The organism is Streptococcus cristatus, from assembly GCF_001578775.1.
In the GTDB taxonomy this organism is placed as follows: Bacteria; Bacillota; Bacilli; order Lactobacillales; family Streptococcaceae; genus Streptococcus; species Streptococcus cristatus_A.
Genome location: NZ_KQ969062.1, coordinates 394,010 through 418,696 on the forward strand (window position 1 = coordinate 394,010; position 24,687 = coordinate 418,696).

A 24,687-nucleotide genomic window follows, 5' to 3' on the forward strand; every position below is an offset into this window, starting at 1 on the left:
CTCCAAATAAATTTCTATTTTTATTTACTATATCACAAAATATATCGATAATCAATAACAAAATATCGAAAAATAATAAAAAATTATCAAAAAACAGTAAAAATATTTTTGATAGGTGCTGAAAAAATAACAAATACCCGCTGAAGTAGGCGGAGAGAAAGTAAAGCTCTTGCCCCTTTATCTGACTTTTTTGGTATAATGAAGAACAGGAAATACAAGGAAGTAAAGCATGAAAATTTTTGATACACACACGCATTTAAATGTGGAAGAATTTGCTGGTCGAGAGGCAGAAGAGCTTCGGTTGGCTGCAGAAATGGGCGTTAGCAATATGAATGTTGTCGGTTTTGACCGGCCGACCATCGAGCGCGCCTTGGAGTTGGCCGACAATTATGAGCAGATTTACGCTACGATTGGCTGGCATCCGACTGAGGCTGGGACTTATGATGAGGCGGTGGAAGCCTATCTACTGGACAAGCTTGGTCATCCAAAAGTGGTGGCTCTGGGTGAGATTGGTCTGGATTATCACTGGATGACAGCACCCAAGGAAGTGCAAGAGCGAGTATTTCGCCGACAAATCCAGTTGTCGAAAGAGTTAGACCTGCCCTTTGTCGTCCACACGCGCGACGCTTTAGAAGACACCTATGAGATTATCAAGAGTGAGGGTGTAGGCCCTCGGGGCGGTATCATGCACTCTTATTCTGGCTCTTTGGAAATGGCAGAGCGCTTTATCGAGCTGGGGATGATGATCTCCTTTTCTGGAGTCGTCACCTTTAAAAAAGCGACGGATATTCAAGAAGCCGCGCAGAACCTACCTTTGGACAAAATCCTCGTCGAGACGGATGCACCTTACTTGGCACCTGTTCCCAAGCGTGGCCGAGAAAACAAAACAGCCTATACTCGCTATGTTGTGGAAAAAATTGCGGAACTGCGTGGGCTGACTGTCGAGGAGGTGGCTCAAGCGACCTATGAAAATGCAAAGAAGGTGTTTGGGCTTGACTGAAAAGATAAAAATCCCCCAAGTGGTCGTTGTGGAAGGGCGTGATGACACGGCCAATCTCAAGCGCTATTTTGATGTTGAGACTTATGAAACGAGAGGTTCTGCCATTAGCGATGCGGATATTGAACGGATTCGTCGCCTACAGGACTTGCATGGTGTGATTGTCTTTACAGATCCTGATTTCAATGGCGAGCGGATTCGCCGTTTGATCATGACGGAAATTCCCGCAGTCCAACATGCCTTTCTCAAGCGTGACGAAGCAGCTCCCAAGTCCAAGACTAAAGGACGCTCGCTAGGCATTGAGCATGCTAGCTTTGAAGACTTAAAGACAGCCCTCGCTGAGGTAACCAGCCATTTTGAGTCAAGCAGTGATTTTGATGTGACGAAGAATGACCTCATGCGGCTGGGATTGCTCCTAGGAAGCGACAGCCGTCAGCGCCGAGAGTATCTGGGGGAAGAGCTTCGTATTGGCTACTCCAATGGCAAACAGCTACTCAAACGCTTGGAACTGTTTGGCGTGACTTTGGCGGAAGTGGAAGAAGCCATGCTCAAGTATTCGGTCTAACGGAGTCAGAAATGAAAAAAGTAATTATTACAGGCGGCAATAGTGGTATTGGCTACCAAGCTGCTAAACAGTTAGCTGAAAAAGAGTGGTCAGTAACTTTATTTTGTAGACGGAAAGAAGCTGCTGAGCAAGCTTGTGAGAAAATCCGTCAACAAACAGCAAATCCGCATGTAGATTATATCTTGGCTGATTTATCTGATTTGGAGAGTATCAAGAAAGCGGTAGAACAGTATATCCAAAAGGAAGAGACTTTAGATATTTTAATTAACAATGCGGCCGATTTTGATTTATCGGTCAAAAAGCCGATTCTGACCAAAGACGGTTTGGAGAAGCAGTTTGCAACCAATGTGGTAGCTCCCTTCTTGCTTTCTACCTTGTTGAGAGGCTTGTTAGAAAAGTCAGAAAGTGGTCGGATTATTAATATTTCTTCCCAAGGGCTAGTGCTTTATCCTTTCATGAAGCTTGATTTTGAAAATTTATCTGGTCAAAAACATTACAGCCCTGCTAAGACTTATTATCAAAATAAGCTGGCCTTGTTGATGCTGTCGCTTTATATCCGGAAACAGTGGAAAGGTATCAAGGTTCAGGCCATCCGTGTAACTAATGTCAAAGTTAATATGCGCCGCTATGATCACCTCAGCGCTTTTATGAAAAATCTGTATAAAGTTAAGTCAAGATTTTCGATGAGTCCTGAAGAAATGGCGAAAGTCTATACAGCTTTATCTACAGAAGATGGCTATGAGGGCTTTTTGTATGACGAGAAATGCAGGGAAGTAAAAGCAAATAGATCTGCTTATGAAGAAGAGGAGCAAGAAAAACTCTACATCTTGCTTGAGCAAATGACCTCCTTAAAAGATAACGAATAACGAATTAGAAAAGAGAAAAAATGAGAATTGCAGATTATAGTGTGACCCGTGCCATTCTGGAGCGTCACGGTTTCACTTTTAAAAAATCTTTCGGTCAGAATTTCCTGACGGATACCAATATCCTCCAGAAGATTGTGGATACAGCTGAGATTGACAAAAATGTCAATGTCATTGAAATTGGGCCTGGAATTGGGGCATTGACAGAATTTTTGGCGGAAAGTGCCGCCGAGGTCATGGCTTTTGAGATTGATGACCGTTTGGTCCCGATTTTGGCGGATACCCTGCGCGATTTTGACAATGTGACAGTGGTCAATCAGGATATTCTCAAGGTTGATCTGGCTCAGTACATAGCAGAGTTTAAGAATCCAGACCTGCCTATCAAGGTAGTAGCTAATCTGCCCTACTACATCACGACACCGATTCTCATGCATTTGATTGAGAGCGGGATTCCTTTTAGTGAGTTTGTCGTGATGATGCAGAGGGAAGTGGCGGATCGGATTTCGGCTCAGCCGAATACCAAGGCTTACGGCAGTTTGTCGATTGCGGTCCAGTATTACATGACGGCCAAGGTTGCCTTTATCGTGCCACGGACAGTCTTTGTGCCAGCGCCAAATGTGGATTCGGCCATTCTCAAGATGGTGCGCAGAGACCAGCCTGCAGTTGAAGTCCAAGACGAGAAATTCTTTTTCAAGGTTTCCAAGGCTAGTTTTGTCCACCGCCGCAAGACGCTCTGGAATAATCTGACCAGTCATTTTGGCAAGTCAGAGGAGACTAAAGTTAAGTTAACAGCTGCTTTAGAGCAAGCTGAATTGTCTCCAAGTGTTCGGGGAGAAGCCTTGACTTTGGCAGATTTTGCCCGTCTGGCGGATGCCTTGAAAGAACAAGGATTATAAGATTTGAAAACCAGCTCTTTTTGAAAAGGGCTGGTTTTTCTGAAAGAAATTTCAAGAAGATTTCATAATTTTTTAAAAGAAAAACTCTTGTCAACTGGGACAAGAGTTCTTGTTCGATGCGGAGGAAGGGATTTGAACCCTCACACCCGTACGGGCACATGCGCCTGAAGCATGCGTGTCTGCCGTTCCACCACCTCCGCTTGCTTTTTATTATAACATATTTTTTGAAAATGGCAAGAGAAAATGGTAAGTTTTGGCTGGGGCAGGCACAGGGAAATAGTGGTAAATAGAGGATTTTGAAAGCTGATTGTAGAAATTAAAAGCGGCTATCAAAGTCTAAGCAGTGATTGTTTGCAAGTGTATTTTCATTTATTCGATAGCTTGCGGATAGAGAGCTCCTTGCTCCTTGGAAGTATCTTTCAGGATAAAGATGGCCCATAACAGTGCCAAGATGAAGACAACCAAGCCCGGAATACCTCCCTCGGGACCGAATTGACCGCCGGTAATGAAGGTACGATTGGAAGTTGTGAAGTACATCAAGGAAGACTCGCTATCATATCCGCTGACGTGGAAGCCATACACATTTCCCATAATGAAATTCCAAGCAAAGTGGAAGCCACAAGGTCCCCAGATATTTCCACGCTTCATGGCATAGACAGCGGTGAATAAGCCGAAAATAAACAGGTGAAGCGTCGAAAGCCAAGATGCTCCGTTATTGTCCAAATGGAAATAAGAGAACATGGTTGAAGCAATCAGACTCGCTAAATAGGCATTTTTGTGATAAGAAATGATTGGTACCAACCATCCGCGGATATAAATTTCTTCCGCAGCTGTTTGCAAAATATAGCCGATGAGAACTAACATCCAAGAAACAAGGAAAGGCAGACTAAACTGAATACGTTCAAATTTGGCATCTCCTGTGATAAAGAAGACTACTAGAACGGTCGTAATCATGATGGCACCAACCAAGACACCTTTTGCGAATTCTGATAGCCCATTTCCTTTGGAGAATCCCATGGTCCGTATCGGCCGCTTTTCAATGAACCTGACCCAAAGGAAGAAGGCAATGATAGTGTAAAGGAAAGACAAAAGGTCTAAAATATTCCACCAGTCTGGGATCCAACTTTGTTTGTCTAAAAAGAAATCAGTTGAGGCCTTCCTAATTGGAGACATGTACTGGGTGATGTAGTAGAGGATAAAGGGAGATAGAAACCAAGGGGTTAAAAACTTCCCTTTTTTTACGTTGGAAATGAGCGGATTGCTCTTTGATAGAAATGAAAGGCTCATAAATAACCTCCTTATACCTAGCATGGAGCATCCAAGTAGTCAGAACTTCCTTCTAGGATAAGAGGAACTTTCGCGTTGTAGGATGTTCCAGTAAAAAAGCAGATGGACAAGAAACCTCTAAATGCTCACTCTCCTTTCTAATCGGCCTTGCCCCTTTCCCCAAATGAGGTAGTAACCATTTGCTATTCATCGTCTCTATTATAATACTTTCGGAAAGCGCTTGCAATAACATATCTTTATTTTACCAAAAAATTTTATGATAAATAATTTTCCGCCTTTACTATCAAACTGGCAAGCTAAATCAATCATTTTTTGATATAATAATTGTATTAACTTTAAAGGAGCAGTCTTGCAAGGAATAATTATCAAAGCCTTGGCTGGCTTTTATTATGTAGAGTCAGGTGGGCAGGTGTATCAGACGAGAGCGCGTGGAAATTTCCGCAAAAAAGGTCAGACGCCTTATGTTGGTGACCATGTCGAATTTTCAGCGGACAAGGATTCTGAAGGCTACATTTTAAAAATTGCCGAGCGTAAAAATAGTTTGGTACGGCCACCTATTGTCAACATTGATCAGGCAGTTGTCATCATGAGTGCCAAGGAGCCAGACTTCAATGCCAATCTCTTGGATCGTTTTTTGGTGCTTTTAGAGCATAAACGGATCCATCCTATTATCTACATCAGCAAGTTAGACCTGCTTGAAGATGAGCAGAGCTTGGATGTCTATGTACAGGCCTATCAGGCCATCGGCTATGAGGTCGTTAAAACCACTGAGAAGTTACTGCCGCTTCTGACAGGGGAAGTCACTGTTTTTATGGGTCAGACTGGTGTTGGGAAGTCCACCCTGCTCAATAAAATTGCACCAGACTTGCAATTAGAAACAGGAGAAATTTCTGAAAGTCTGGGGCGGGGGCGTCATACGACACGGGCGGTTAGCTTTTATAACCTAAATGGCGGAAAAATTGCGGACACTCCAGGCTTTTCTTCCTTAGACTATGAAGTAGACAAGGCAGAAGACCTGAACGCCGCCTTTCCAGAAATTACCGAAATCAGTCGGGACTGCAAGTTCCGCACTTGTACCCATACGCACGAGCCGGCTTGTGCTGTCAAACCAGCCGTAGAAGCCGAGCGAATTGCTGCTTTTCGTTTTGAAAATTACCTGCACTTTCTCAGTGAAATCGAAAATCGTCGTGAAACTTATAAAAAGACGGCTAAAAAACTTCCTAAATAAAGAAAGGAACTATCATGAAAACATTTAAAATTGCTCCCTCTGTTCTGAGTGCGGATTATGCTAATTTTGAGACAGAGTTGAAAAAGCTAGAAGCTAGCGGAGCAGAGTATGCCCATTTGGATGTTATGGATGGCCATTTTGTCCCTAATATCAGCTTTGGAGCTGGTGTCGTGGCCAGTATGCGTCCCCACAGCAAGATGGTTTTTGATTGCCATCTCATGGTGTCCAATCCTGAGCACCATATTGAGGAATTTGCTCGAGCAGGTGCAGATATTATCAGCATCCATGTAGAAGCGACGCCGCATATTCATGGGGCTCTGCAGAAGATTCGTGCGGCAGGCGTCAAGCCTAGTGTGGTTATCAATCCTGGAACACCGGTTGAAGCGATTAAAAATGTCTTGAATCTAGTGGACCAGGTCCTAGTTATGACAGTCAATCCAGGATTTGGCGGTCAGGCTTTTCTGCCCGAAACCATGGGTAAGATTCGTGAACTGGTCGCTCTGCGAGAGGCCAATCAGCTGAGCTTTGATATTGAAGTGGACGGTGGGATTGACGATAAGACGATTCAGATGGCTAGAGAAGCTGGCGCCAATATTTTCGTAGCAGGTAGCTATGTCTTCAAAGGTGATGTCAGCCATCAGGTTCAGACCTTGAGGGATGCGCTAGATGCCTAGGATTGCTCTGTTTGCTGGCGGTGATTTGACTGCGGTCAATCGGGATTTTGATCTTTTTGTCGGAGTTGATCGTGGTGCCTTTTATTTGCTAAAGCAGGGCTTGCCTCTAGATTTAGCGGTTGGTGATTTTGATTCTGTCTCTGACGAAGAATTGCTGCGCATAAAGGCTGGCGCCAAGGAAGTCATTCAGGCTCAGCCTGAAAAGGATGATACGGACTTGGAATTGGCTGTTCTGGCTTGCTTTGCGCGCTATCCAGATGCTTATCTGACGATTTTCGGCGCCTTTGGCGGTCGTCTAGACCATGCTCTGGCCAATGTTTTCTTGCCCAGCAATGATAAAATCGCTCCCTATATGGAACAGCTGATCTTAGTAGATGCCCAGAATTGCATTCGCTATGTGCCCTCTGGCCGTCATGAAATCAAGCCGGTGGAAGGCATGGACTATCTGGCCTTTCTGCCGACAGAGGATGTGGCTCTGACCATTGAAGGAGCTAAATATCCTTTAAATGAAAGGAATTTTTTCTTCAAAAAAGTCTATGCTTCTAACGAATTTATAGATAGACCTGTATTTTTATCCTTTGACGGGGGTTATACGGTTGTTATTTACAGTAAAGATAGGAGTTGATATGGAGTATATCATCATCATCCTGCTTATCATCAATCTGGTCTTTCTCTATTTCTTCTGGCAGAGACGGGGGCAGCAGGAGCAGGCAATCAAAGTCTTGTTAGAAGAGCAGGAAGATCATCTGTCCGACCAGCTGGATTACCGCTTTGAGCAGGAAAGACAGCAGGAGGCTCTTCGGCAAAAAGAGTTGGAACTTGTTCTGGGAGATCGGCTGGCAGAAGTTCGAACAGATTTGCACCTTCATTTGACGGATTTGCGAACCGAAATGGCGGATAGTTTCAGTAAAAATCGAGACAAGACCGATGAGCGGATGCGTCAGATTCAGGAGTCAAATGACTTACGGCTGGAGCAGATGCGCCAAACTGTTGAGGAAAAATTAGAGAAGACTTTGCAGAGTCGTCTGCAGACCTCCTTTGAGACGGTGTCCAAACAACTAGAGTCTGTTAATCGTGGTTTAGGAGAGATGCAGACAGTGGCTCGGGATGTGGGCAGTCTCAATAAGGTTCTTTCCAATACCAAGACCCGTGGCATTATGGGCGAACTCCAGCTGGGACAAATTATCGAAGACATCATGACACCTAGTCAGTATGAGCGGGAATTTGCCACAGTGGCAGGTTCTAGTGAGCGCGTGGAGTATGCCATCAAATTGCCTGGACAGACGGATCAGGACTATGTCTATCTGCCCATCGATTCCAAATTTCCTCTGGCGGATTATTACCGCTTGGAAGAGGCTTATGAATCGGGCAACAAGGAAGAAATTGAACTTCACCGCAAGTCGTTGTTGGCTAGTGTTAAGCGCTTTGCCAAGGATATCAAGAGTAAATATCTAGCTCCGCCAGCTACGACTAATTTTGGGATTATGTTTTTGCCAACGGAAGGACTCTATTCCGAGGTGGTTCGCAATCCAGAGTTTTTCGATGTTTTGCGGCGAGATGAGCAGATTGTTGTGGCAGGGCCGTCTACCTTGTCAGCCCTGCTCAACTCTCTCTCAGTTGGCTTTAAAACTCTGAACATTCAGCGAAGCGCAGATGACATCAGTAAGGTTCTGGGCAGTGTCAAGTTGGAATTCAATAAATTTGGAGGTATTTTAGCCAAGGCTCAGAAGCACCTCAAGAACGCTTCTGGTAGCATCGATGAATTACTGACTCGCCGAACCAATGCCATTGAAAGAACGCTGCGGCATATTGAATTGTCTGACCAAGACCTTCACTTACACTTGCTCGATATTCCAGACGAAAGGGAAGACTATGAAAATTAATCAAATGAAAAAAGATGAGATGTTTGAAGGCTTTTATCTGATTAAGTCAGCCGAAGTCCGACAGACCAGAGCTGGGAAGAATTACCTCGCCTTCACTTTCCAAGATGACACTGGAGTGATTGAAGGGAAATTGTGGGATGCCCAGCCCCATAATGTGGCAGAATTTACAGCGGGGAAAGTCGTCCACATGCAAGGCCGCCGCGAGGTCTACAATAACACCCCTCAGGTTAATCAGTTGACTCTACGTCTGCCAAAGGCTGGTGAGCCCAATAATCCTGCCGATTTTAAAGAAAAACCACCCGTTGATCAAAAAGAACTGCGGGAATATTTGTCACAAATGATCTTCAAGATTGAAAATCAAGTCTGGCAAAGGGTTGTGCGCTCCCTTTACAGTAAATACGATAAGGAATTCTATTCTTACCCCGCAGCGAAAACCAATCACCATGCTTTTGAATCAGGACTCGCTTTTCATACAGCTACTATGGTCAAGCTAGCGGATGCAATTGGTAACATCTATCCTCAGCTCAATAAAAGCCTTCTTTTTGCGGGGATTATGTTGCACGACTTGGCCAAAGTCATTGAGTTGAGTGGTCCAGAAAATACGGAATATACCGTGCGAGGCAATCTGATTGGTCATATTGCACTGATTGATGAGGAACTGACCAAAACCTTGGCGGAGTTGAAAATTGATGATACCAAGGAAGATGTCATTGTTTTGCGCCACGTCCTCCTCAGTCATCACGGTCTCCTCGAATACGGCAGTCCCGTTCGTCCAAAGATTATGGAAGCAGAAATCCTACACATGATTGACAATCTGGATGCGGAAATGATGATGATGACTACGGCTCTGTCTCTTGTTGCTCCAGGAGAAATGACCAATAAAATATTCGCATTGGAAAATCGTTCCTTCTATAAACCAAAAATTGATAAGTGAAATACGAAAAATGGGCATTATATTTAGTATAATGTTCGTTTTTTTGATATAGTATGATATAATGAAAAAAATAAAATAAATATTCATAGAAATCACTCCAAACTTTGAAATAGAAAGAATTGAATTACTGCTCTATGCAAGAAGAGCTACGTTCTCAGATTAGTTTGTGGCTGATTTTGATGGAGTCGAATTGGTGAAAAAATGAAATTAAGAAGAAGTGAGCGCATGGTGGTTATTTCCAATTACTTGATTAACCATCCTTACCAATTAACAAGTTTAAACACATTTGCAGAGAAATATGAGTCTGCCAAGTCTTCCATTTCAGAAGACATCGTGATTATCAAACGTGCCTTTGAAGAAATCGAAATTGGTACGATTGAGACAATTACTGGTGCTGGAGGAGGTGTGGTCTTCACTCCTTCCATTTCAGAAAAGGAGGCCAAGGCTATCGTTCAAGACCTCCGCGATCAACTGTCTGAAAGCAATCGAATCCTGCCTGGCGGCTATATCTACTTGTCAGATTTACTTAGTACGCCATCTATCCTCAATAATATTGGCCGCATCATTGCCAAAGCTTTCAAAGACCAAAAGATTGATGCCGTTATGACAGTGGCGACCAAGGGTGTTCCCTTGGCCAATGCTGTCGCTAATGTCTTGAATGTTCCCTTTGTCATTGTCCGTCGCGATTTGAAAATTACTGAGGGATCTACGGTCAGTGTCAACTATGTCTCTGGCTCTAGCGGAGATCGAATTGAGAAAATGTTCCTCTCAAAACGTAGCCTAAAAGCTGGCAGTCGGGTACTGATTGTTGATGACTTTCTAAAAGGAGGCGGAACAGTTAATGGGATGATTAGCCTTCTGTCCGAGTTTGATTCGGAGTTGGCAGGAGTAGCGGTCTTTGCAGACAATGCGCAAGCCAATCGCGATCATCTGGAATACAAATCGCTGTTAAAGGTGACCAATATCGATGTTAAATCAAATAAGATTGATGTTGAGATTGGGAATATATTTGATTAACTTTAGGAAAGAATTATGAGAAATATTTTTGATAAATTAGAGAGAGCTTCTAACCTTGTTCGTTTAGGGATCCTGGCAATAATGCTGCTTATCTTGGTTTCTGGACTTATATTTTTAAAACCAGCTCAGAAGAATACGGGCTCCGCCAAAACAGTCAGTTATAGTAGACGTTCAAGCTCCAGTAAAGCTAGTTCTACTAAGAAAGCATCGTCAGAAGATAATACGATTCAGGATGCTGAAGTAGCTGTTAAAAAGTTAGAAGAAGAGCGTACCGATGAAAGTTTGACTCAAGCACAAGCAGCGGTTGACAAGGTAAAAGATGAGGAAGCCAAAGCTAAGTTCCAAGGTCGAATTCAAGCCGTAAAAGATGCAATGAAGACACCTGAGGAATCCACTGAACCTGATTCAGACCAGCAGCAGTCGTTCTCTCCTACGCCTGTTGCGCCAGTTTATCGAACACCTGCCATCTCCATCGAACCACGAATACAGCCACAAGAAAGTTCGACTCCTGCACCATCCTCTAGTCCAGAAGTTACCCCAAGTCCATCTTCGGAGATACCAAGCCCGTCTTCAGATACTTCGGGCGCCTCTTCAAATACGGTGGTTCCTTCCCAGACTTCAAGTGAAAAATAAGATTGAATAGTTATTTTTGGTAGTATTTAAGTAAATATCAACAATCAGTTGTAGCATATTTTCAGATCTTTAAGATGATAATAATCAAGCAAAGGGTTGATTAAGAAGTAAAGATAAGTAAAAAATCAAGAAAATCTATTGACGAGGATAGGCTTCTATGTTACAATGATAAACGGTACTTTTTACTTTTGGTCTCTCAAAAGTGTACAGAGACGTGCTGACAAATGTTGCAAAAGTACACACAGATGATAGCTGTCACCAAGTGTATCATCACCAAAATTAAAAAAATACAGGAGAATGTAGATGCCTACAATTAACCAATTGGTTCGCAAACCGCGTAAATCAAAAGTAGAAAAATCTAAATCACCAGCTTTGAACGTTGGTTACAACAGCCACAAAAAAGTTCAAACAAACGTATCTTCACCACAAAAACGTGGTGTTGCAACTCGTGTCGGAACTATGACACCTAAGAAGCCTAACTCAGCCCTTCGTAAATTTGCCCGTGTACGTTTGAGCAACTTGATCGAAGTTACAGCTTACATCCCAGGTATCGGACACAACTTGCAAGAGCACAGCGTGGTGCTTCTTCGTGGTGGACGTGTAAAAGACCTTCCAGGGGTACGTTACCATATCGTTCGTGGTGCACTTGATACAGCAGGTGTTACTGACCGTAAGCAAGGCCGTTCTAAATACGGTACTAAGCGTCCAAAAGCATAAAGAAAGGGGATAAAGATAAATGAGTCGTAAAAACCGTGCGCCTAAGCGCGAAGTATTGCCAGATCCGCTTTACAATTCACAATTAGTTACTCGTCTTATCAACCGCGTTATGCTTGATGGTAAGCGTGGTACAGCAGCTTCTATCGTTTACGGAGCTTTTGAGCAAATCAAAGAAGCTACTGGAAATGATGCACTTGAAGTATTTGAAACAGCGATGGAGAACATCATGCCTGTTCTTGAAGTACGTGCACGCCGTGTCGGTGGTTCAAACTACCAAGTACCGGTTGAAGTTCGTCCAGAACGTCGTACTACACTTGGACTTCGTTGGTTGGTAACAATTTCACGTGGTCGTGGTGAACACACTATGCAAGATCGTCTTGCAAAAGAAATCATGGATGCTGCTAATAACACTGGTGCAGCAGTTAAGAAACGCGAAGATACTCACCGTATGGCTGAAGCTAACCGTGCCTTCGCACACTTCCGTTGGTAATATCATGATACCAAGAGCGCTAAAGGCACAAGGCAAAAATAGGAAACTGATGCAGTGTTTGAAGAACACAAAGCAGTTTGTCTTTTTTGCGCAGGGCCTCGCTCGGGTTCAAATTAGCTAAAAATATTATTCTTAGCTACAATTCAACTGATCGTCTTGTAAGTTGAAACCAACAAAAAACAAGATAAACATTTAGAACGGGTAGGTCCTGCCTATCCGTTTTTTCTAAATAATGTTATAATAGATTGTAAAATAAAAAAATAGGAGAAACTAACCTCATGGCACGCGAATTTTCACTTGAAAAAACTCGTAATATCGGTATCATGGCTCACGTCGATGCTGGTAAGACAACTACAACTGAGCGTATCCTTTACTATACTGGTAAAATCCACAAAATTGGTGAAACTCACGAAGGTGCGTCACAAATGGACTGGATGGAGCAAGAGCAAGAACGTGGTATCACTATCACATCTGCTGCGACAACAGCTCAATGGAACAACCACCGCGTAAACATTATCGACACACCAGGACACGTGGACTTCACAATCGAAGTACAACGCTCTCTTCGTGTATTGGATGGTGCGGTTACCGTTCTTGACTCACAATCAGGTGTTGAGCCTCAAACTGAAACAGTTTGGCGCCAAGCAACTGAGTACGGAGTTCCACGTATCGTATTTGCCAACAAAATGGACAAAATCGGTGCTGACTTCCTTTACTCAGTAAGCACACTTCACGACCGTCTTCAAGCAAATGCTCATCCAATTCAATTGCCAATCGGTGCTGAAGATGACTTCCGTGGTATCATTGACTTGATCAAGATGAAAGCTGAAATCTATACTAACGACCTTGGTACAGATATCCTTGAAGAAGATATTCCAGCTGAATACCTTGAACAAGCACAAGAATATCGTGAAAAATTGGTGGAAGCAGTTGCTGAAACTGATGAAGAATTGATGATGAAGTACCTTGAAGGTGAAGAAATCACTAACGAAGAATTGAAAGCTGGTATCCGTAAGGCAACTATCAACGTTGAATTCTTCCCAGTATTGTGTGGTTCTGCCTTCAAGAACAAAGGTGTTCAATTGATGCTTGATGCGGTTATTGATTACCTTCCAAGCCCACTTGACATCCCAGCAATCAAAGGTATCAATCCAGATACAGACGAAGAAGAAACTCGTCCAGCATCTGACGAAGAGCCATTCGCAGCTCTTGCCTTCAAGATCATGACTGACCCATTCGTAGGTCGTTTGACATTCTTCCGTGTTTACTCAGGTGTACTTCAATCAGGTTCTTACGTATTGAATACTTCTAAAGGTAAACGTGAACGTATCGGACGTATCCTTCAAATGCACGCTAACAGCCGTCAAGAAATTGACACTGTTTACTCAGGTGATATCGCTGCTGCCGTTGGTTTGAAAGATACGACAACTGGTGACTCATTGACAGATGAAAAAGCTAAAATCATCCTTGAGTCAATCAACGTTCCAGAACCAGTTATCCAATTGATGGTTGAGCCAAAATCTAAAGCAGACCAAGACAAGATGGGTATTGCCCTTCAAAAATTGGCTGAAGAAGATCCAACATTCCGCGTTGAAACAAATGTTGAAACTGGTGAAACAGTTATCTCTGGTATGGGTGAGCTTCACTTGGATGTCCTTGTTGACCGTATGCGTCGCGAGTTCAAGGTTGAAGCAAACGTAGGTGCTCCTCAAGTATCTTACCGTGAAACATTCCGCGCTTCTACTCAAGCACGTGGATTCTTCAAACGTCAATCTGGTGGTAAAGGTCAATTCGGTGATGTATGGATTGAATTTACTCCAAACGAAGAAGGAAAAGGCTTCGAGTTTGAAAATGCTATCGTCGGTGGTGTGGTTCCTCGTGAATTCATCCCAGCGGTTGAAAAAGGTTTGATTGAGTCAATGGCGAATGGTGTCCTTGCTGGCTACCCAATCGTTGATGTGAAAGCTAAACTTTACGATGGTTCATACCACGATGTCGACTCATCTGAAACAGCCTTCAAGGTTGCGGCTTCACTTGCTTTGAAAGAAGCTGCTAAGACTGCACAACCAGCTATCCTTGAGCCAATGATGCTTGTAACCATCACTGTTCCTGAAGAAAACCTTGGTGATGTTATGGGTCACGTAACAGCTCGTCGTGGACGTGTTGACGGTATGGAAGCACATGGTAACAGCCAAATCGTTCGTGCTTATGTTCCACTTGCTGAAATGTTTGGTTATGCGACTGTTCTTCGTTCTGCAACACAAGGTCGTGGTACCTTCATGATGGTATTTGACCACTACGAAGATGTACCTAAGTCAGTACAAGAAGAAATCATTAAGAAACACCGTGGTGAATAATTCACTACATGACGCTCGCTTCTAGCGGGCGTTTTTTCTTTATGGAATCAAAATATGAAATTTATGAAAAATATCGAAAATATATGAAAGAAAATTTGTTACTTGTTAATAATAATGAAATCAGTTGCAATTTTACTCAATAAGGTATATAATAGATATGTTGAAAGGTGATTTGTAGTGATTCAAGTTACTCTTTTCACATAAAATTTTTTTTGATTTTCATAAGGAGGAAATCACTAATGGTAGTTAAAGTTGGTATTAACGGTTTCGGTCGTATCGGTCGTCTTGCTTTCCGTCGTATCCAAAACGTAGAAGGTGTTGAAGTTACTCGCATCAACGACCTTACAGATCCAGTTATGCTTGCACATTTGTTGAAATACGACACAACTCAAGGTCGTTTCGATGGTACTGTTGAAGTTAAAGAAGGTGGATTCGAAGTTAACGGTAAATTCGTTAAAGTTTCTGCTGAACGTGACCCAGAACAAATTGATTGGGCTACTGACGGCGTAGAAATCGTTTTGGAAGCAACTGGTTTCTTTGCTAAGAAAGAAGCAGCTGAAAAACACCTTAAAGGCGGTGCTAAGAAAGTTGTTATCACAGCTCCTGGTGGAAACGATGTTAAAACAATCGTATTTAACACTAACCACGACGTTCTTGATGGTACTGAAACAGTTATCTCAGGTGCTTCATGTACTACAAACTGTTTGGCTCCAATGGCTAAAGCACTTCAAGACAACTTCGGTGTTGTAGAAGGATTGATGACTACTATCCACGCTTACACTGGTGACCAAATGATCCTTGACGGACCACACCGTGGTGGTGACCTTCGTCGTGCTCGCGCTGGTGCTGCTAACATCGTTCCTAACTCAACTGGTGCTGCTAAGGCTATCGGTCTTGTAATCCCAGAATTGAACGGTAAACTTGATGGTTCTGCACAACGCGTTCCAACTCCAACTGGATCAGTTACTGAGTTGGTAGCAGTTCTTGAAAAGAACGTTACTGTTGATGAAGTAAATGCAGCTATGAAAGCAGCAGCTAACGAATCATACGGTTACACAGAAGATCCAATCGTATCTTCAGATATCGTAGGTATGTCTTACGGTTCATTGTTCGACGCAACTCAAACTAAAGTTCTTGATGTTGACGGTAAACAATTGGTTAAAGTTGTATCATGGTACGACAACGAAATGTCATACACTGCACAACTTGTACGTACTCTTGAATACTTCGCAAAAATCGCTAAATAATTCAATTGTATGAAGAAGAGATCCGAATGGATCTCTTTTTTGTTTTGTAGAACAGCTTGAAGGAGTGGCTATTGGAAATCAACTTGCTCATGTAACATCATTAGCATTTATCAGAAAAATGAGAATTGTGTAGTCTTTCATCTGTCTTTGATTAGAGAAAAGGAAAAGCCATGAATTTTTGCTATCACTTTTGTAGATTTTGTGATATAATTAACACGTATAAAAAAAGAAGGAGTCATATCTAATGGCAAAATTGACTGTTAAAGACGTTGAATTGAAAGGGAAAAAAGTTCTCGTTCGTGTTGACTTCAACGTTCCTGTAAAAGATGGCGTGATTACTAACGACAACCGTATCACTGCAGCACTTCCAACTATCAAGTACATTCTTGAACAAGGTGGACGTGCTATCCTCTTCTCTCACCTTGGACGTGTAAAAGAAGAAGCAGATAAAGAAGGTAAATCACTTGCTCCTGTAGCTGCTGATTTGGCTGCTAAATTGGGACAAGAAGTTAAATTTATCCCAGGCGTTACGCGTGGTGCTGAATTGGAAGCAGCTATCAATGCTCTTGAAGATGGACAAGTTCTTTTGGTTGAAAACACTCGTTTTGAAGATGTTGACGGCAAGAAAGAATCTAAAAACGATCCTGAACTTGGTAAATACTGGGCATCTCTTGGAGACGGTATCTTCGTAAATGATGCATTCGGTACAGCTCACCGTGCACACGCATCAAATGTTGGTATCTCAGCAAACGTTGAAAATGCTGTTGCTGGCTTCCTTCTTGAAAACGAAATTGCCTATATCCAAGAAGCGGTTGAAACTCCAGAACGTCCATTCGTAGCTATTCTTGGTGGTTCAAAAGTTTCAGACAAGATCGGTGTTATCGAAAACTTGCTTGAAAAAGCTGATAAAGTCCTTATCGGTGGTGGGATGACTTACACATTCTACAAAGCGCAAGGTATCGAAATCGGTAACTCGCTTGTAGAAGAAGACAAATTGGATGTTGCCAAAGCTCTTCTTGAAAAAGCAAACGGCAAATTGATCTTGCCAGTTGACTCAAAAGAAGCAAACGCATTTGCTGACTACACTGAAGTGAAAGATACTGAAGGTGAAGCAGTAGATCCAGGCTTCCTTGGTTTGGATATCGGTCCTAAATCTATCGCTAAATTCGACGAAGCCTTGACTGGTGCGAAAACAGTTGTATGGAACGGACCAATGGGTGTGTTTGAAAACCCTGACTTCCAAGCTGGTACAATCGGTGTGATGGACGCTATCGTGAAACAACCAGGTGTGAAATCAATCATCGGTGGTGGTGACTCAGCTGCCGCAGCCATCAACCTTGGTCGTGCAGACAAGTTCTCATGGATCTCTACTGGTGGTGGAGCATCAATGGAACTCCTTGAAGGTAAAGTATTGCCAGGTTTGGCTGCACTTACAGAAAAATAATTTCAGCCCGTTAGTCTCTACAAAATCCTGATTTTGTAGAAAAAGGAACAAAACTAAAACGTTAACAAAAAGGTGGCTATGTCACCTTTTTGTGTTAGTGGAGGTATTTGTGACGCGGTGGTGGAGCATCAATGGAACTCCTTGAAGGTAAAGTTCTTCCAGGGCTTGCAGCATTGACTGAAAAATAATCTTTGAAACGGAAAGAGTTGGGAGACCAACTCTTTTTCTTTTGTACGCGTAGGCTTCTGAGGAAATGGATTTTTGGCTTCTATTTTCCTAGCGAGTAATCAATAATGGGGAATGTAGTTAGAAATACAGTAGAAGCTGGCTATGCATTCTTGTAGGATACAAACAATAAACTGGATGGACAGAGCCTTTTTGTTAGAAAATATGTTAGAATAAAGATAGTTTACTTTTAAAAGGGAAAAGGCATGAGCTATTTTAGTAAGTACAAATTTGATAAATCAAAATTTCGCTTGGGTATGCGGACGATGAAAACAGGGATAGCAGTCTTTATTGTCCTACTCATTTTTGGCATGTTTGGCTGGAAGGGGCTCCAAATTGGGGCTTTGACAGCGGTGTTTAGCCTGCGAGAAGATTTTGATAAAAGTGTTCATTTCGGAACTTCTCGTATTTTAGGAAATAGTGTCGGGGGCTTTTATGCCTTGCTATTCTATCTGTTGGGAAATTTATTGAACGGCCAATTTTGGGTGACCTTGGTATTTGTGCCAATCTGTACGATGCTGACGATCATGACCAATGTTGCTATGAACAATAAGGCTGGGGTGATTGGTGGTGTTTCAGCTATGCTGATTATCACTCTCTCCATTAGTCCGGAAGATACTATTTTATACGTTTTTGCTAGAGTTTTTGAAACCTTTATGGGTGTCTTTGTTGCAATAGTGGTAAATTCGGATGTGGATAGAATTAAGAATTTCTTTAAGTCTATAAATTAAAATGTGTGAGAAAATCTCACATTGATTATTGACATACAAAAAAAATTAGTTATAATAGTGCATAGAGAGGAAAAAAATGAAGGAAAAAGAGTTTCGCCGAAATATGGCAGTCTTTCCCATAGGTAGCGTTATGAAGTTGACGGACTTATCTGCCCGTCAGATTCGATATTATGAGGAGCAAAACCTCATCACTCCCCTTCGGAATGAGGGCAATCGCCGAATGTATTCCCTGAATGATATGGACCGACTTTTGGAAATTAAGGATTATATTTCTGAAGGTTATAATATCGCCGCTATCAAAAAGAAATATGCTGAGCGTGAAGCTAAATCCCACAAAACGATTAGTGAAAAGGAAGTTCGTCGAGCTCTCCACAATGATATTTTACATCAAGGTCGTTTTGGCTCTTCTCTGCCAACCTTTGGTCACATGCGTCGGCCATAAACTATTTTTTAAAACTATAAGGAGTTACCCATGCCCATTACAGCAGCTGATATTCGTCGCGAAGTAAAAGAAAAAAACGTCACTTTCATCCGTCTGATGTTCTCTGATATTTTGGGAACCATGAAAAACGTTGAAATTCCAGCAACGGATGAGCAGCTTGAAAAGGTCTTATCAAATAAGGCCATGTTTGACGGTTCGTCTATCGAGGGATTTGTTCGGATCAATGAATCTGATATGTATCTTTATCCTGATTTGGATACTTGGACAGTTTTTCCTTGGGGAGATGAAAATGGCAGTGTAGCAGGCTTGATCTGTGATGTTTATACGACAGAACATGTTCCCTTTGCAGGAGATCCTCGTAGTAACCTTAAGCGAGCTCTCAAACATATGGAAGCACTGGGCTTCAAGTCTTTCAATCTTGGTCCTGAGCCAGAATTTTTCCTTTTCAAATTGGATGAAAATGGCGATCCGACACTGGAAGTGAATGACAAGGGTGGCTACTTTGACTTGGCGCCGACAGACTTGGCAGACAATACCCGTCGAGAAATCGTTAATGTCTTAACAAAAATGGGATTTGAAGTGGAAGCTAGTCACCACGAGGTAGCAGTTGGTCAGCACGAGATTGACTTTAAGTATGATGAAGTGCTTCGTGCTTGTGATAAGATTCAGATTTTCAAGTTGGTAGTGAAAACCATTGCTCGTAAGCACGGTCTTTATGCGACTTTCATGGCTAAGCCAAAATTTGGTATTGCTGGTTCTGGTATGCACTGCAATATGTCCCTCTTTGACCAAGATGGAAATAATGCATTTTATGATCCAGAGGATCCAAAAGGAATGCAGTTGTCTGAGACAGCCTACTATTTCTTGGGCGGTTTGATTAAGCACGCCTATAACTATACAGCTATCATGAATCCAACTGTTAACTCTTACAAACGTTTGGTGCCTGGCTTTGAAGCACCAGTTTACATCGCTTGGGCTGGCCAAAATCGCTCACCTTTGGTTCGAGTACCGGCATCGCGCGGCATGGGAACTCGCTTGGAGTTGCGTTCAGTAGACCCTATGGCTAATCCTTATATTGCTATGGCAGTGCTCTTAGAAGTGGGACTGCATGGAGTGGAAAATAAAATCGAAGCGCCAGCTCCAATCGAGGAAAATATCTATGTGATGACAGCTGAGGAGCGCAAGGAAGCTGGTATTACAGACCTGCCGTCTACTCTCCATAATGCCCTTAAGGCTTTAACTGAAGATGAGGTCGTCAAGGCAGCTTTGGGCAACCATATTTACACTAGCTTTGTTGAAGCCAAGCGGATTGAATGGGCTAGCTATGCGACCTTCGTTTCCCAATGGGAAATTGATAATTATTTGGACTTATATTAATGAATTCTAGAACAGGGCTTGAAAAAGTCCTGTTTTTGTATGGAAACAAGATATTTTCAGTTTTTAACTGTTTTATTTCCAATCTTTTTCATGTTTTTTGTCTGCAATGTACGGGGAATGCTTGTAAAATATATTCAAAAGTGATAAACTTAAAGCATAAAAGCACGAAAGGCGAATAATAAAATGTCAAACAATTTGTTATATTCGGGAAAAGCAAAGGATATTTTTGCGACAGAAGATGAGCAGGTGATTTTGTCCCGCTACAAGGATCAGGCGACTGCTTTTAATGGTGTCAAAAAGGAGCAAATTGCGGGCAAAGGAGTGTTAAATAATCAGATTTCAGCCTTTATCTTTGAAAAGTTGAACGCTGCCGGTGTAGCAACGCATTTTATCAAGAAAATCTCAGATACAGATCAGCTCAATAAAAAAGTTGATATCATTCCTTTGGAAGTGGTGCTTCGCAACTACACAGCTGGATCCTTTTCAAAGCGTTTTGGTGTAGATGAGGGTATCGCATTTGAGACTCCGATTGTCGAATTTTACTATAAAAATGATGATTTGGATGATCCTTTTATCAATGATGAGCATGTGAAATTCCTACAGATTGCGGATGATCAGCAGATTGCTTACTTGAAGGAAGAAACGCGTCGTATCAATGAACTTTTGAAAGCTTGGTTTGCTGAGATTGGTCTTAAGTTGATTGATTTTAAGCTAGAGTTCGGTTTTGACAAGGATGGCGAGATTATCTTGGCAGACGAATTTTCGCCAGATAATTGCCGCTTGTGGGACGCAGATGGCAACCACATGGACAAGGATGTTTTCCGTAGAGGACTAGGTGAATTGACAGACGTTTACGAGATTGTTTGGGAAAAATTGCAGGAGTTGAAATAACAACCTCAAGGCTGTTTGGGAACATTGCAAGAGCTAAAATAAAGGAATAAGAATTGATGAATAAACGTATTTTTGTTGAAAAAAAGGCCGATTTTCAGGTCAAGTCAGAGAGTTTGGTAAGGGAGCTCCAGCATAACTTGGGACTTTCAACTTTAAAAAGTATTCGCATTGTGCAGGTTTATGATGTCTTTGATTTGGCAGAGGACTTGTTTGCGCCTGCAGAGAAACACATCTTCTCTGAGCAGGTGACAGACCATGTCTTGGATGAAGCGGCTGTGCAGGCGGATCTTGCCAACTATGCTTTCTTTGCCATTGAAAGCCTTCCGGGGCAGTTTGACCAACGTGCAGCATCTTCGCAAGAAGCCTTGCTTTTGCTGGGAAGTTCGAGTGACGTGACAGTCAACACGGCTCAACTTTACCTGGTGAATAAAGATATTGATGCGAATGAGTTGGAAGCGGTCAAGAACTACTTGCTCAATCCAGTTGATTCTCGTTTCAAGGACATTACGACAGGGATTGCCAAGCAGGAATTTTCAGAGTCAGACAAGACCATTCCAAAATTGACTTTCTTTGAAAGCTATACGGCAGAAGACTTTGCTCGCTACAAGGCCGAACAAGGTATGGCCATGGAAGTGGACGATTTGCTCTTTATCCAAGATTACTTCAAGTCAATCGGGCGCGTGCCAACTGAGACGGAACTCAAGGTTTTGGACACTTATTGGTCTGACCACTGCCGTCACACGACTTTTGAGACAGAGTTGAAAAATATCGACTTCTCAGCTTCAAAATTCCAAAAGCAATTGCAGGCGACCTATGACAAGTATATTGCCATGCGTGAGGAGTTGGGGCGTTCGGAGAAACCACAAACCTTGATGGATATGGCGACTATTTTCGGTCGTTATGAGCGTGCTAATGGACGTTTGGACGACATGGAAGTGTCAGACGAAATCAATGCCTGCTCGGTTGAAATCGAAGTGGACGTTGATGGTGTCAAAGAACCGTGGCTTCTCATGTTCAAAAACGAAACCCACAACCACCCAACAGAAATTGAGCCATTTGGTGGAGCTGCTACTTGTATCGGTGGCGCCATTCGTGACCCGTTGTCAGGTCGCTCATATGTCTACCAAGCCATACGTATCTCTGGTGCGGGTGATATTACAGCGCCGATTTCAGCGACTCGTACTGGGAAATTGCCACAACAAGTCATTTCTAAAACAGCGGCTCACGGTTATTCTTCATACGGTAACCAAATTGGTCTTGCGACGACTTATGTTCGTGAGTACTTCCACCCAGGCTTTGTAGCTAAACGCATGGAGCTTGGTGCCGTTGTTGGCGCTGCTCCCAAGGGCAATGTGGTCCGTGAAAAACCTGAAGCGGGCGATGTGATTATCCTTCTTGGAGGCAAGACAGGACGTGATGGAGTCGGTGGTGCGACGGGTTCTTCTAAGGTTCAAACAGTTGAGTCTGTAGAGACTGCTGGAGCTGAGGTTCAAAAAGGGAATGCCATCGAAGAGCGCAAGATTCAACGTCTTTTCCGTAATGGCGATGTCACTCGTCTTATCAAGAAATCCAACGACTTTGGTGCAGGTGGTGTCTGTGTGGCCATCGGTGAATTGGCAGACGGTCTTGAAATCGACCTCAACAAGGTTCCTCTTAAATACCAAGGGTTGAACGGGACAGAAATTGCCATCTCTGAATCACAAGAACGGATGGCGGTTGTGGTTCGTCCTCAGGATGTAGATAACTTCGTTGCAGAATGTAATAAAGAAAATATTGACGCGGTTGTGGTTGCGACAGTGACTGAAAAACCAAATCTTGTCATGCACTGGAATGGCGAAACGATTGTCGACTTGGAACGTCGTTTTCTTGATACAAACGGTGTGCGCGTAGTCGTTGATGCCAAGGTTGTGGACAAGGATGCCAAACTTCCAGAAGAACGCACAACCAATGCTGACACACTTGAAGCAGATACCCTTGCAGTTCTGTCTGACCTCAACCATGCGAGTCAAAAAGGCTTGCAAACCATCTTTGACTGTTCGGTCGGTCGTTCTACAGTCAATCACCCACTTGGCGGTCGCTACCAACTCACACCAACTGAGGCATCTGTCCAGAAATTGCCAGTTCAGCACGGGGTGACCAATACTGCGTCTGTCATGGCGCAAGGTTTCAACCCTTATGTGGCAGAATGGTCTCCATACCATGGTGCTGCCTATGCGGTTATCGAAGCAACTGCTCGTTTAGTGGCTGCTGGTGCAAACTGGTCCAAGGCTCGTTTCTCATACCAAGAGTACTTCGAGCGGATGGACAAGCAAGCTGAGCGTTTTGGTCAGCCAGTAGCAGCTCTCCTAGGATCTATCGAAGCACAAATCCAGCTTGGCTTGCCATCTATCGGTGGGAAGGACTCTATGTCTGGTACCTTTGAAGAATTAACCGTACCACCAACCTTGGTTGCCTTTGGGGTGACGACGGCAGATAGCCGGAAGGTGCTCTCTCCTGAGTTCAAAGCTGCTGGTGAAAACATCTACTACATCCCAGGCCAAGCCCTCTCTGCAGAGATTAATTTTGACTTGATTAAGTCTAATTTTGCTCAGTTTGAAGCCATCCAAGCTGGCCACAAAGTAACATCTGCATCAGCTGTTAAATATGGTGGTGTCCTTGAGAGCTTGGCTCTTGCTACCTTTGGGAACCATATCGGTGCAGAGGTGACCTTGCCTGAACTTGAAAGTTCTTTGACAGCACAATTGGGTGGCTTTGTTTTCACATCACCTCAAGAAATCACTGGAGTGGAGAAAATCGGTCAAACGAGCGCAGACTTTGCTCTCCTTGTCAACGGTGTGAAGCTAGATGGAGACAAACTCGATAATGCTTTCCAAGGAAAACTGGAAGCAGTCTACCCAACTGAATTTTCCCAAGCTAAAGAACTGGACGAAGTTCCAGCTGTCGTTTCTGACGCAGTCATCAAAGCCAAGGAAACTATTGAAAAACCAGTGGTTTACATCCCAGTCTTCCCAGGAACCAACTCAGAATATGACTCAGCTAAGGCATTTGAAAAAGAAGGTGCAGAGGTTAACTTGGTGCCATTTGTAACCTTGAATGAAGAAGCCATTGTCAAGTCAGTTGAAACTATGGTTGACAACATCGGCAAGGCAAACATTCTCTTCTTTGCAGGCGGATTCTCCGCTGCAGACGAGCCAGATGGGTCAGCTAAGTTTATTGTCAATATCCTTCTTAATGAAAAAGTGCGTGCAGCGATTGATAGCTTTATCGCTCGTGGTGGCTTGATTATCGGTATCTGTAATGGATTCCAAGCCCTCGTCAAATCAGGTCTTCTTCCATACGGAAACTTTGAAGATGCCAGCAGTACTAGCCCAACCCTTTTCTACAATGATGCCAACCAACACGTGGCCAAGATGGTGGAAACTCGGATTGCCAATACCAACTCACCATGGTTGGCTGGAGTACAAGTGGGCGATATCCATGCCATCCCAGTATCGCACGGTGAAGGGAAGTTTGTTGTGACGGTTGAGGAATTTGCGGAGCTCCGTGACAATGGTCAAATCTTTAGCCAATACGTTGACTTTGACGGCAAACCAAGTATGGATTCTAAGTACAATCCGAATGGTTCTGTAAATGCTATCGAGGGAATTACCAGCAAGAACGGTCAAATCATCGGTAAGATGGGCCATTCAGAACGTTATGAAGATGGTCTCTTCCAAAACATCCCAGGAAATAAAGACCAGCACCTGTTCGCGTCGGCGGTTAAATACTTTACTGGGAAATAAGACTTAC

22 protein-coding genes and 1 tRNA gene are annotated in these 24,687 nt (G+C 43.1%); 21 read left to right on the forward strand and 2 right to left on the reverse strand.

What is annotated here, in order from left to right:
• Window positions 1-229 precede the first annotated feature (229 nt).
• The 4 genes from SCRDD08_RS01930 to rsmA are packed head-to-tail and all read left to right on the forward strand — an operon-like array spanning window position 230 to window position 3,321.
• Complete coding sequence (locus tag SCRDD08_RS01930) at window positions 230-1,000, forward strand: TatD family hydrolase (RefSeq protein WP_061422187.1); 771 nt, start codon at window positions 230-232, stop codon at window positions 998-1,000.
• Window positions 966-1,562, forward strand: coding sequence for a ribonuclease M5 (gene rnmV, locus SCRDD08_RS01935; protein ID WP_061422188.1), 597 nt, complete (start codon window positions 966-968; stop codon window positions 1,560-1,562). Before SCRDD08_RS01930 ends, rnmV begins: the two co-directional genes overlap by 35 nt.
• Before the next feature lie 11 nt (window positions 1,563-1,573).
• Entirely contained in the window at window positions 1,574-2,428 is an 855-nt protein-coding gene (locus tag SCRDD08_RS01940) for an SDR family NAD(P)-dependent oxidoreductase (RefSeq protein WP_061422189.1), read from the forward strand.
• A gap of 20 nt (window positions 2,429-2,448) precedes the next feature.
• Window positions 2,449-3,321 (forward strand): 16S rRNA (adenine(1518)-N(6)/adenine(1519)-N(6))-dimethyltransferase RsmA, encoded by an 873-nt coding sequence (gene rsmA / locus SCRDD08_RS01945; protein WP_061422190.1) that lies wholly within the window; start codon window positions 2,449-2,451, stop codon window positions 3,319-3,321.
• Between the two features lie 117 nt (window positions 3,322-3,438).
• Here rsmA and SCRDD08_RS01950 read toward each other — a convergent pair.
• A tRNA-Leu gene (locus SCRDD08_RS01950) sits at window positions 3,439-3,521 on the reverse strand.
• A 169-nt stretch (window positions 3,522-3,690) separates the two neighbouring features.
• Window positions 3,691-4,608 carry a CPBP family intramembrane glutamic endopeptidase gene (locus SCRDD08_RS01955; RefSeq protein WP_061422191.1) on the reverse strand — a complete coding sequence of 306 codons (918 nt, stop codon included), beginning with the start codon at window positions 4,606-4,608 and terminating at the stop codon, window positions 3,691-3,693.
• 349 nt (window positions 4,609-4,957) lie between these two features.
• Here SCRDD08_RS01955 and rsgA point away from each other — a divergent pair, with 349 nt between their 5' ends.
• The 17 genes from rsgA (at window position 4,958) to SCRDD08_RS02040 (ending at window position 24,680) form a co-directional block, all read left to right on the forward strand.
• Complete coding sequence (gene rsgA / locus SCRDD08_RS01960) at window positions 4,958-5,836, forward strand: ribosome small subunit-dependent GTPase A (RefSeq protein WP_061422192.1); 879 nt, start codon at window positions 4,958-4,960, stop codon at window positions 5,834-5,836.
• 14 nt (window positions 5,837-5,850) lie between these two features.
• Window positions 5,851-6,510: a ribulose-phosphate 3-epimerase gene (gene rpe, locus SCRDD08_RS01965; RefSeq protein ID WP_048791945.1), complete on the forward strand. Its 660-nt coding sequence runs from the start codon at window positions 5,851-5,853 to the stop codon at window positions 6,508-6,510.
• Window positions 6,503-7,135, forward strand: a complete 633-nt coding sequence (locus SCRDD08_RS01970) for a thiamine diphosphokinase (protein WP_061422193.1) — start codon at window positions 6,503-6,505, stop codon at window positions 7,133-7,135. Before rpe ends, SCRDD08_RS01970 begins: the two co-directional genes overlap by 8 nt.
• 1 nt (window position 7,136) lies before the next feature.
• Window positions 7,137-8,393, forward strand: coding sequence for a DNA recombination protein RmuC (locus tag SCRDD08_RS01975; protein ID WP_061422194.1), 1,257 nt, complete (start codon window positions 7,137-7,139; stop codon window positions 8,391-8,393).
• A complete protein-coding gene (locus tag SCRDD08_RS01980) occupies window positions 8,383-9,327 on the forward strand; it encodes a 3'-5' exoribonuclease YhaM family protein (RefSeq protein WP_061422195.1) in 945 nt (314 codons plus the stop codon). The genes SCRDD08_RS01975 and SCRDD08_RS01980 overlap by 11 nt, the downstream gene beginning before the upstream one ends.
• A 201-nt stretch (window positions 9,328-9,528) precedes the next feature.
• Window positions 9,529-10,344: a pur operon repressor gene (gene purR / locus SCRDD08_RS01985; protein WP_061422196.1), complete on the forward strand. Its 816-nt coding sequence runs from the start codon at window positions 9,529-9,531 to the stop codon at window positions 10,342-10,344.
• 15 nt (window positions 10,345-10,359) lie between these two features.
• A complete protein-coding gene (locus SCRDD08_RS01990; RefSeq protein WP_061422197.1) occupies window positions 10,360-10,977 on the forward strand; it encodes a hypothetical protein in 618 nt (205 codons plus the stop codon).
• A 303-nt stretch (window positions 10,978-11,280) separates the two neighbouring features.
• On the forward strand, window positions 11,281-11,694 hold the full coding sequence (rpsL, locus tag SCRDD08_RS01995; protein ID WP_005591658.1) for a 30S ribosomal protein S12: 414 nt from the start codon (window positions 11,281-11,283) through the stop codon (window positions 11,692-11,694).
• 19 nt (window positions 11,695-11,713) lie between these two features.
• Window positions 11,714-12,184: a 30S ribosomal protein S7 gene (rpsG, locus tag SCRDD08_RS02000; RefSeq protein ID WP_005591659.1), complete on the forward strand. Its 471-nt coding sequence runs from the start codon at window positions 11,714-11,716 to the stop codon at window positions 12,182-12,184.
• Window positions 12,185-12,462: 278 nt separating this feature from the next.
• Window positions 12,463-14,541 (forward strand): elongation factor G, encoded by a 2,079-nt coding sequence (fusA, locus tag SCRDD08_RS02005; protein WP_048764138.1) that lies wholly within the window; start codon window positions 12,463-12,465, stop codon window positions 14,539-14,541.
• A gap of 239 nt (window positions 14,542-14,780) precedes the next feature.
• Window positions 14,781-15,788 (forward strand): type I glyceraldehyde-3-phosphate dehydrogenase, encoded by a 1,008-nt coding sequence (gap, locus tag SCRDD08_RS02010; protein WP_061422198.1) that lies wholly within the window; start codon window positions 14,781-14,783, stop codon window positions 15,786-15,788.
• A gap of 244 nt (window positions 15,789-16,032) precedes the next feature.
• Window positions 16,033-17,232, forward strand: a complete 1,200-nt coding sequence (locus SCRDD08_RS02015; RefSeq protein WP_061422199.1) for a phosphoglycerate kinase — start codon at window positions 16,033-16,035, stop codon at window positions 17,230-17,232.
• A 431-nt stretch (window positions 17,233-17,663) separates the two neighbouring features.
• On the forward strand, window positions 17,664-18,188 hold the full coding sequence (locus tag SCRDD08_RS02020; protein ID WP_005591664.1) for an FUSC family protein: 525 nt from the start codon (window positions 17,664-17,666) through the stop codon (window positions 18,186-18,188).
• Between the two features lie 76 nt (window positions 18,189-18,264).
• Window positions 18,265-18,630: a MerR family transcriptional regulator gene (locus SCRDD08_RS02025; RefSeq protein ID WP_061422200.1), complete on the forward strand. Its 366-nt coding sequence runs from the start codon at window positions 18,265-18,267 to the stop codon at window positions 18,628-18,630.
• 30 nt (window positions 18,631-18,660) lie between these two features.
• Window positions 18,661-20,007 (forward strand): type I glutamate--ammonia ligase, encoded by a 1,347-nt coding sequence (gene glnA / locus SCRDD08_RS02030; RefSeq protein ID WP_005591666.1) that lies wholly within the window; start codon window positions 18,661-18,663, stop codon window positions 20,005-20,007.
• 183 nt (window positions 20,008-20,190) lie between these two features.
• Window positions 20,191-20,898 (forward strand): phosphoribosylaminoimidazolesuccinocarboxamide synthase, encoded by a 708-nt coding sequence (gene purC / locus SCRDD08_RS02035; RefSeq protein WP_061422201.1) that lies wholly within the window; start codon window positions 20,191-20,193, stop codon window positions 20,896-20,898.
• A 56-nt stretch (window positions 20,899-20,954) separates the two neighbouring features.
• Window positions 20,955-24,680: a phosphoribosylformylglycinamidine synthase gene (locus SCRDD08_RS02040; protein ID WP_061422202.1), complete on the forward strand. Its 3,726-nt coding sequence runs from the start codon at window positions 20,955-20,957 to the stop codon at window positions 24,678-24,680.
• Window positions 24,681-24,687 lie beyond the last annotated feature (7 nt).

Coding starts and splice junctions, on each gene's coding strand:
- rpsL (WP_005591658.1), top strand. CDS start 11,281: ATGCCTACAATTAACCAATTGGTTCGCAAACCGCGTAAATCAAAAGTA.
- SCRDD08_RS01990 (WP_061422197.1), top strand. CDS start 10,360: ATGAGAAATATTTTTGATAAATTAGAGAGAGCTTCTAACCTTGTTCGT.
- SCRDD08_RS02040 (WP_061422202.1), top strand. CDS start 20,955: ATGAATAAACGTATTTTTGTTGAAAAAAAGGCCGATTTTCAGGTCAAG.
- SCRDD08_RS01940 (WP_061422189.1), top strand. CDS start 1,574: ATGAAAAAAGTAATTATTACAGGCGGCAATAGTGGTATTGGCTACCAA.
- purC (WP_061422201.1), top strand. CDS start 20,191: ATGTCAAACAATTTGTTATATTCGGGAAAAGCAAAGGATATTTTTGCG.
- glnA (WP_005591666.1), top strand. CDS start 18,661: ATGCCCATTACAGCAGCTGATATTCGTCGCGAAGTAAAAGAAAAAAAC.
- SCRDD08_RS02015 (WP_061422199.1), top strand. CDS start 16,033: ATGGCAAAATTGACTGTTAAAGACGTTGAATTGAAAGGGAAAAAAGTT.
- SCRDD08_RS02025 (WP_061422200.1), top strand. CDS start 18,265: ATGAAGGAAAAAGAGTTTCGCCGAAATATGGCAGTCTTTCCCATAGGT.
- SCRDD08_RS01955 (WP_061422191.1), bottom strand. CDS start 4,608: ATGAGCCTTTCATTTCTATCAAAGAGCAATCCGCTCATTTCCAACGTA.
- SCRDD08_RS01980 (WP_061422195.1), top strand. CDS start 8,383: ATGAAAATTAATCAAATGAAAAAAGATGAGATGTTTGAAGGCTTTTAT.
- rpsG (WP_005591659.1), top strand. CDS start 11,714: ATGAGTCGTAAAAACCGTGCGCCTAAGCGCGAAGTATTGCCAGATCCG.
- gap (WP_061422198.1), top strand. CDS start 14,781: ATGGTAGTTAAAGTTGGTATTAACGGTTTCGGTCGTATCGGTCGTCTT.
- SCRDD08_RS01970 (WP_061422193.1), top strand. CDS start 6,503: ATGCCTAGGATTGCTCTGTTTGCTGGCGGTGATTTGACTGCGGTCAAT.
- SCRDD08_RS01975 (WP_061422194.1), top strand. CDS start 7,137: ATGGAGTATATCATCATCATCCTGCTTATCATCAATCTGGTCTTTCTC.
- fusA (WP_048764138.1), top strand. CDS start 12,463: ATGGCACGCGAATTTTCACTTGAAAAAACTCGTAATATCGGTATCATG.
- SCRDD08_RS01930 (WP_061422187.1), top strand. CDS start 230: ATGAAAATTTTTGATACACACACGCATTTAAATGTGGAAGAATTTGCT.
- rpe (WP_048791945.1), top strand. CDS start 5,851: ATGAAAACATTTAAAATTGCTCCCTCTGTTCTGAGTGCGGATTATGCT.
- rsmA (WP_061422190.1), top strand. CDS start 2,449: ATGAGAATTGCAGATTATAGTGTGACCCGTGCCATTCTGGAGCGTCAC.
- purR (WP_061422196.1), top strand. CDS start 9,529: ATGAAATTAAGAAGAAGTGAGCGCATGGTGGTTATTTCCAATTACTTG.
- rnmV (WP_061422188.1), top strand. CDS start 966: ATGAAAATGCAAAGAAGGTGTTTGGGCTTGACTGAAAAGATAAAAATC.
- SCRDD08_RS02020 (WP_005591664.1), top strand. CDS start 17,664: ATGAGCTATTTTAGTAAGTACAAATTTGATAAATCAAAATTTCGCTTG.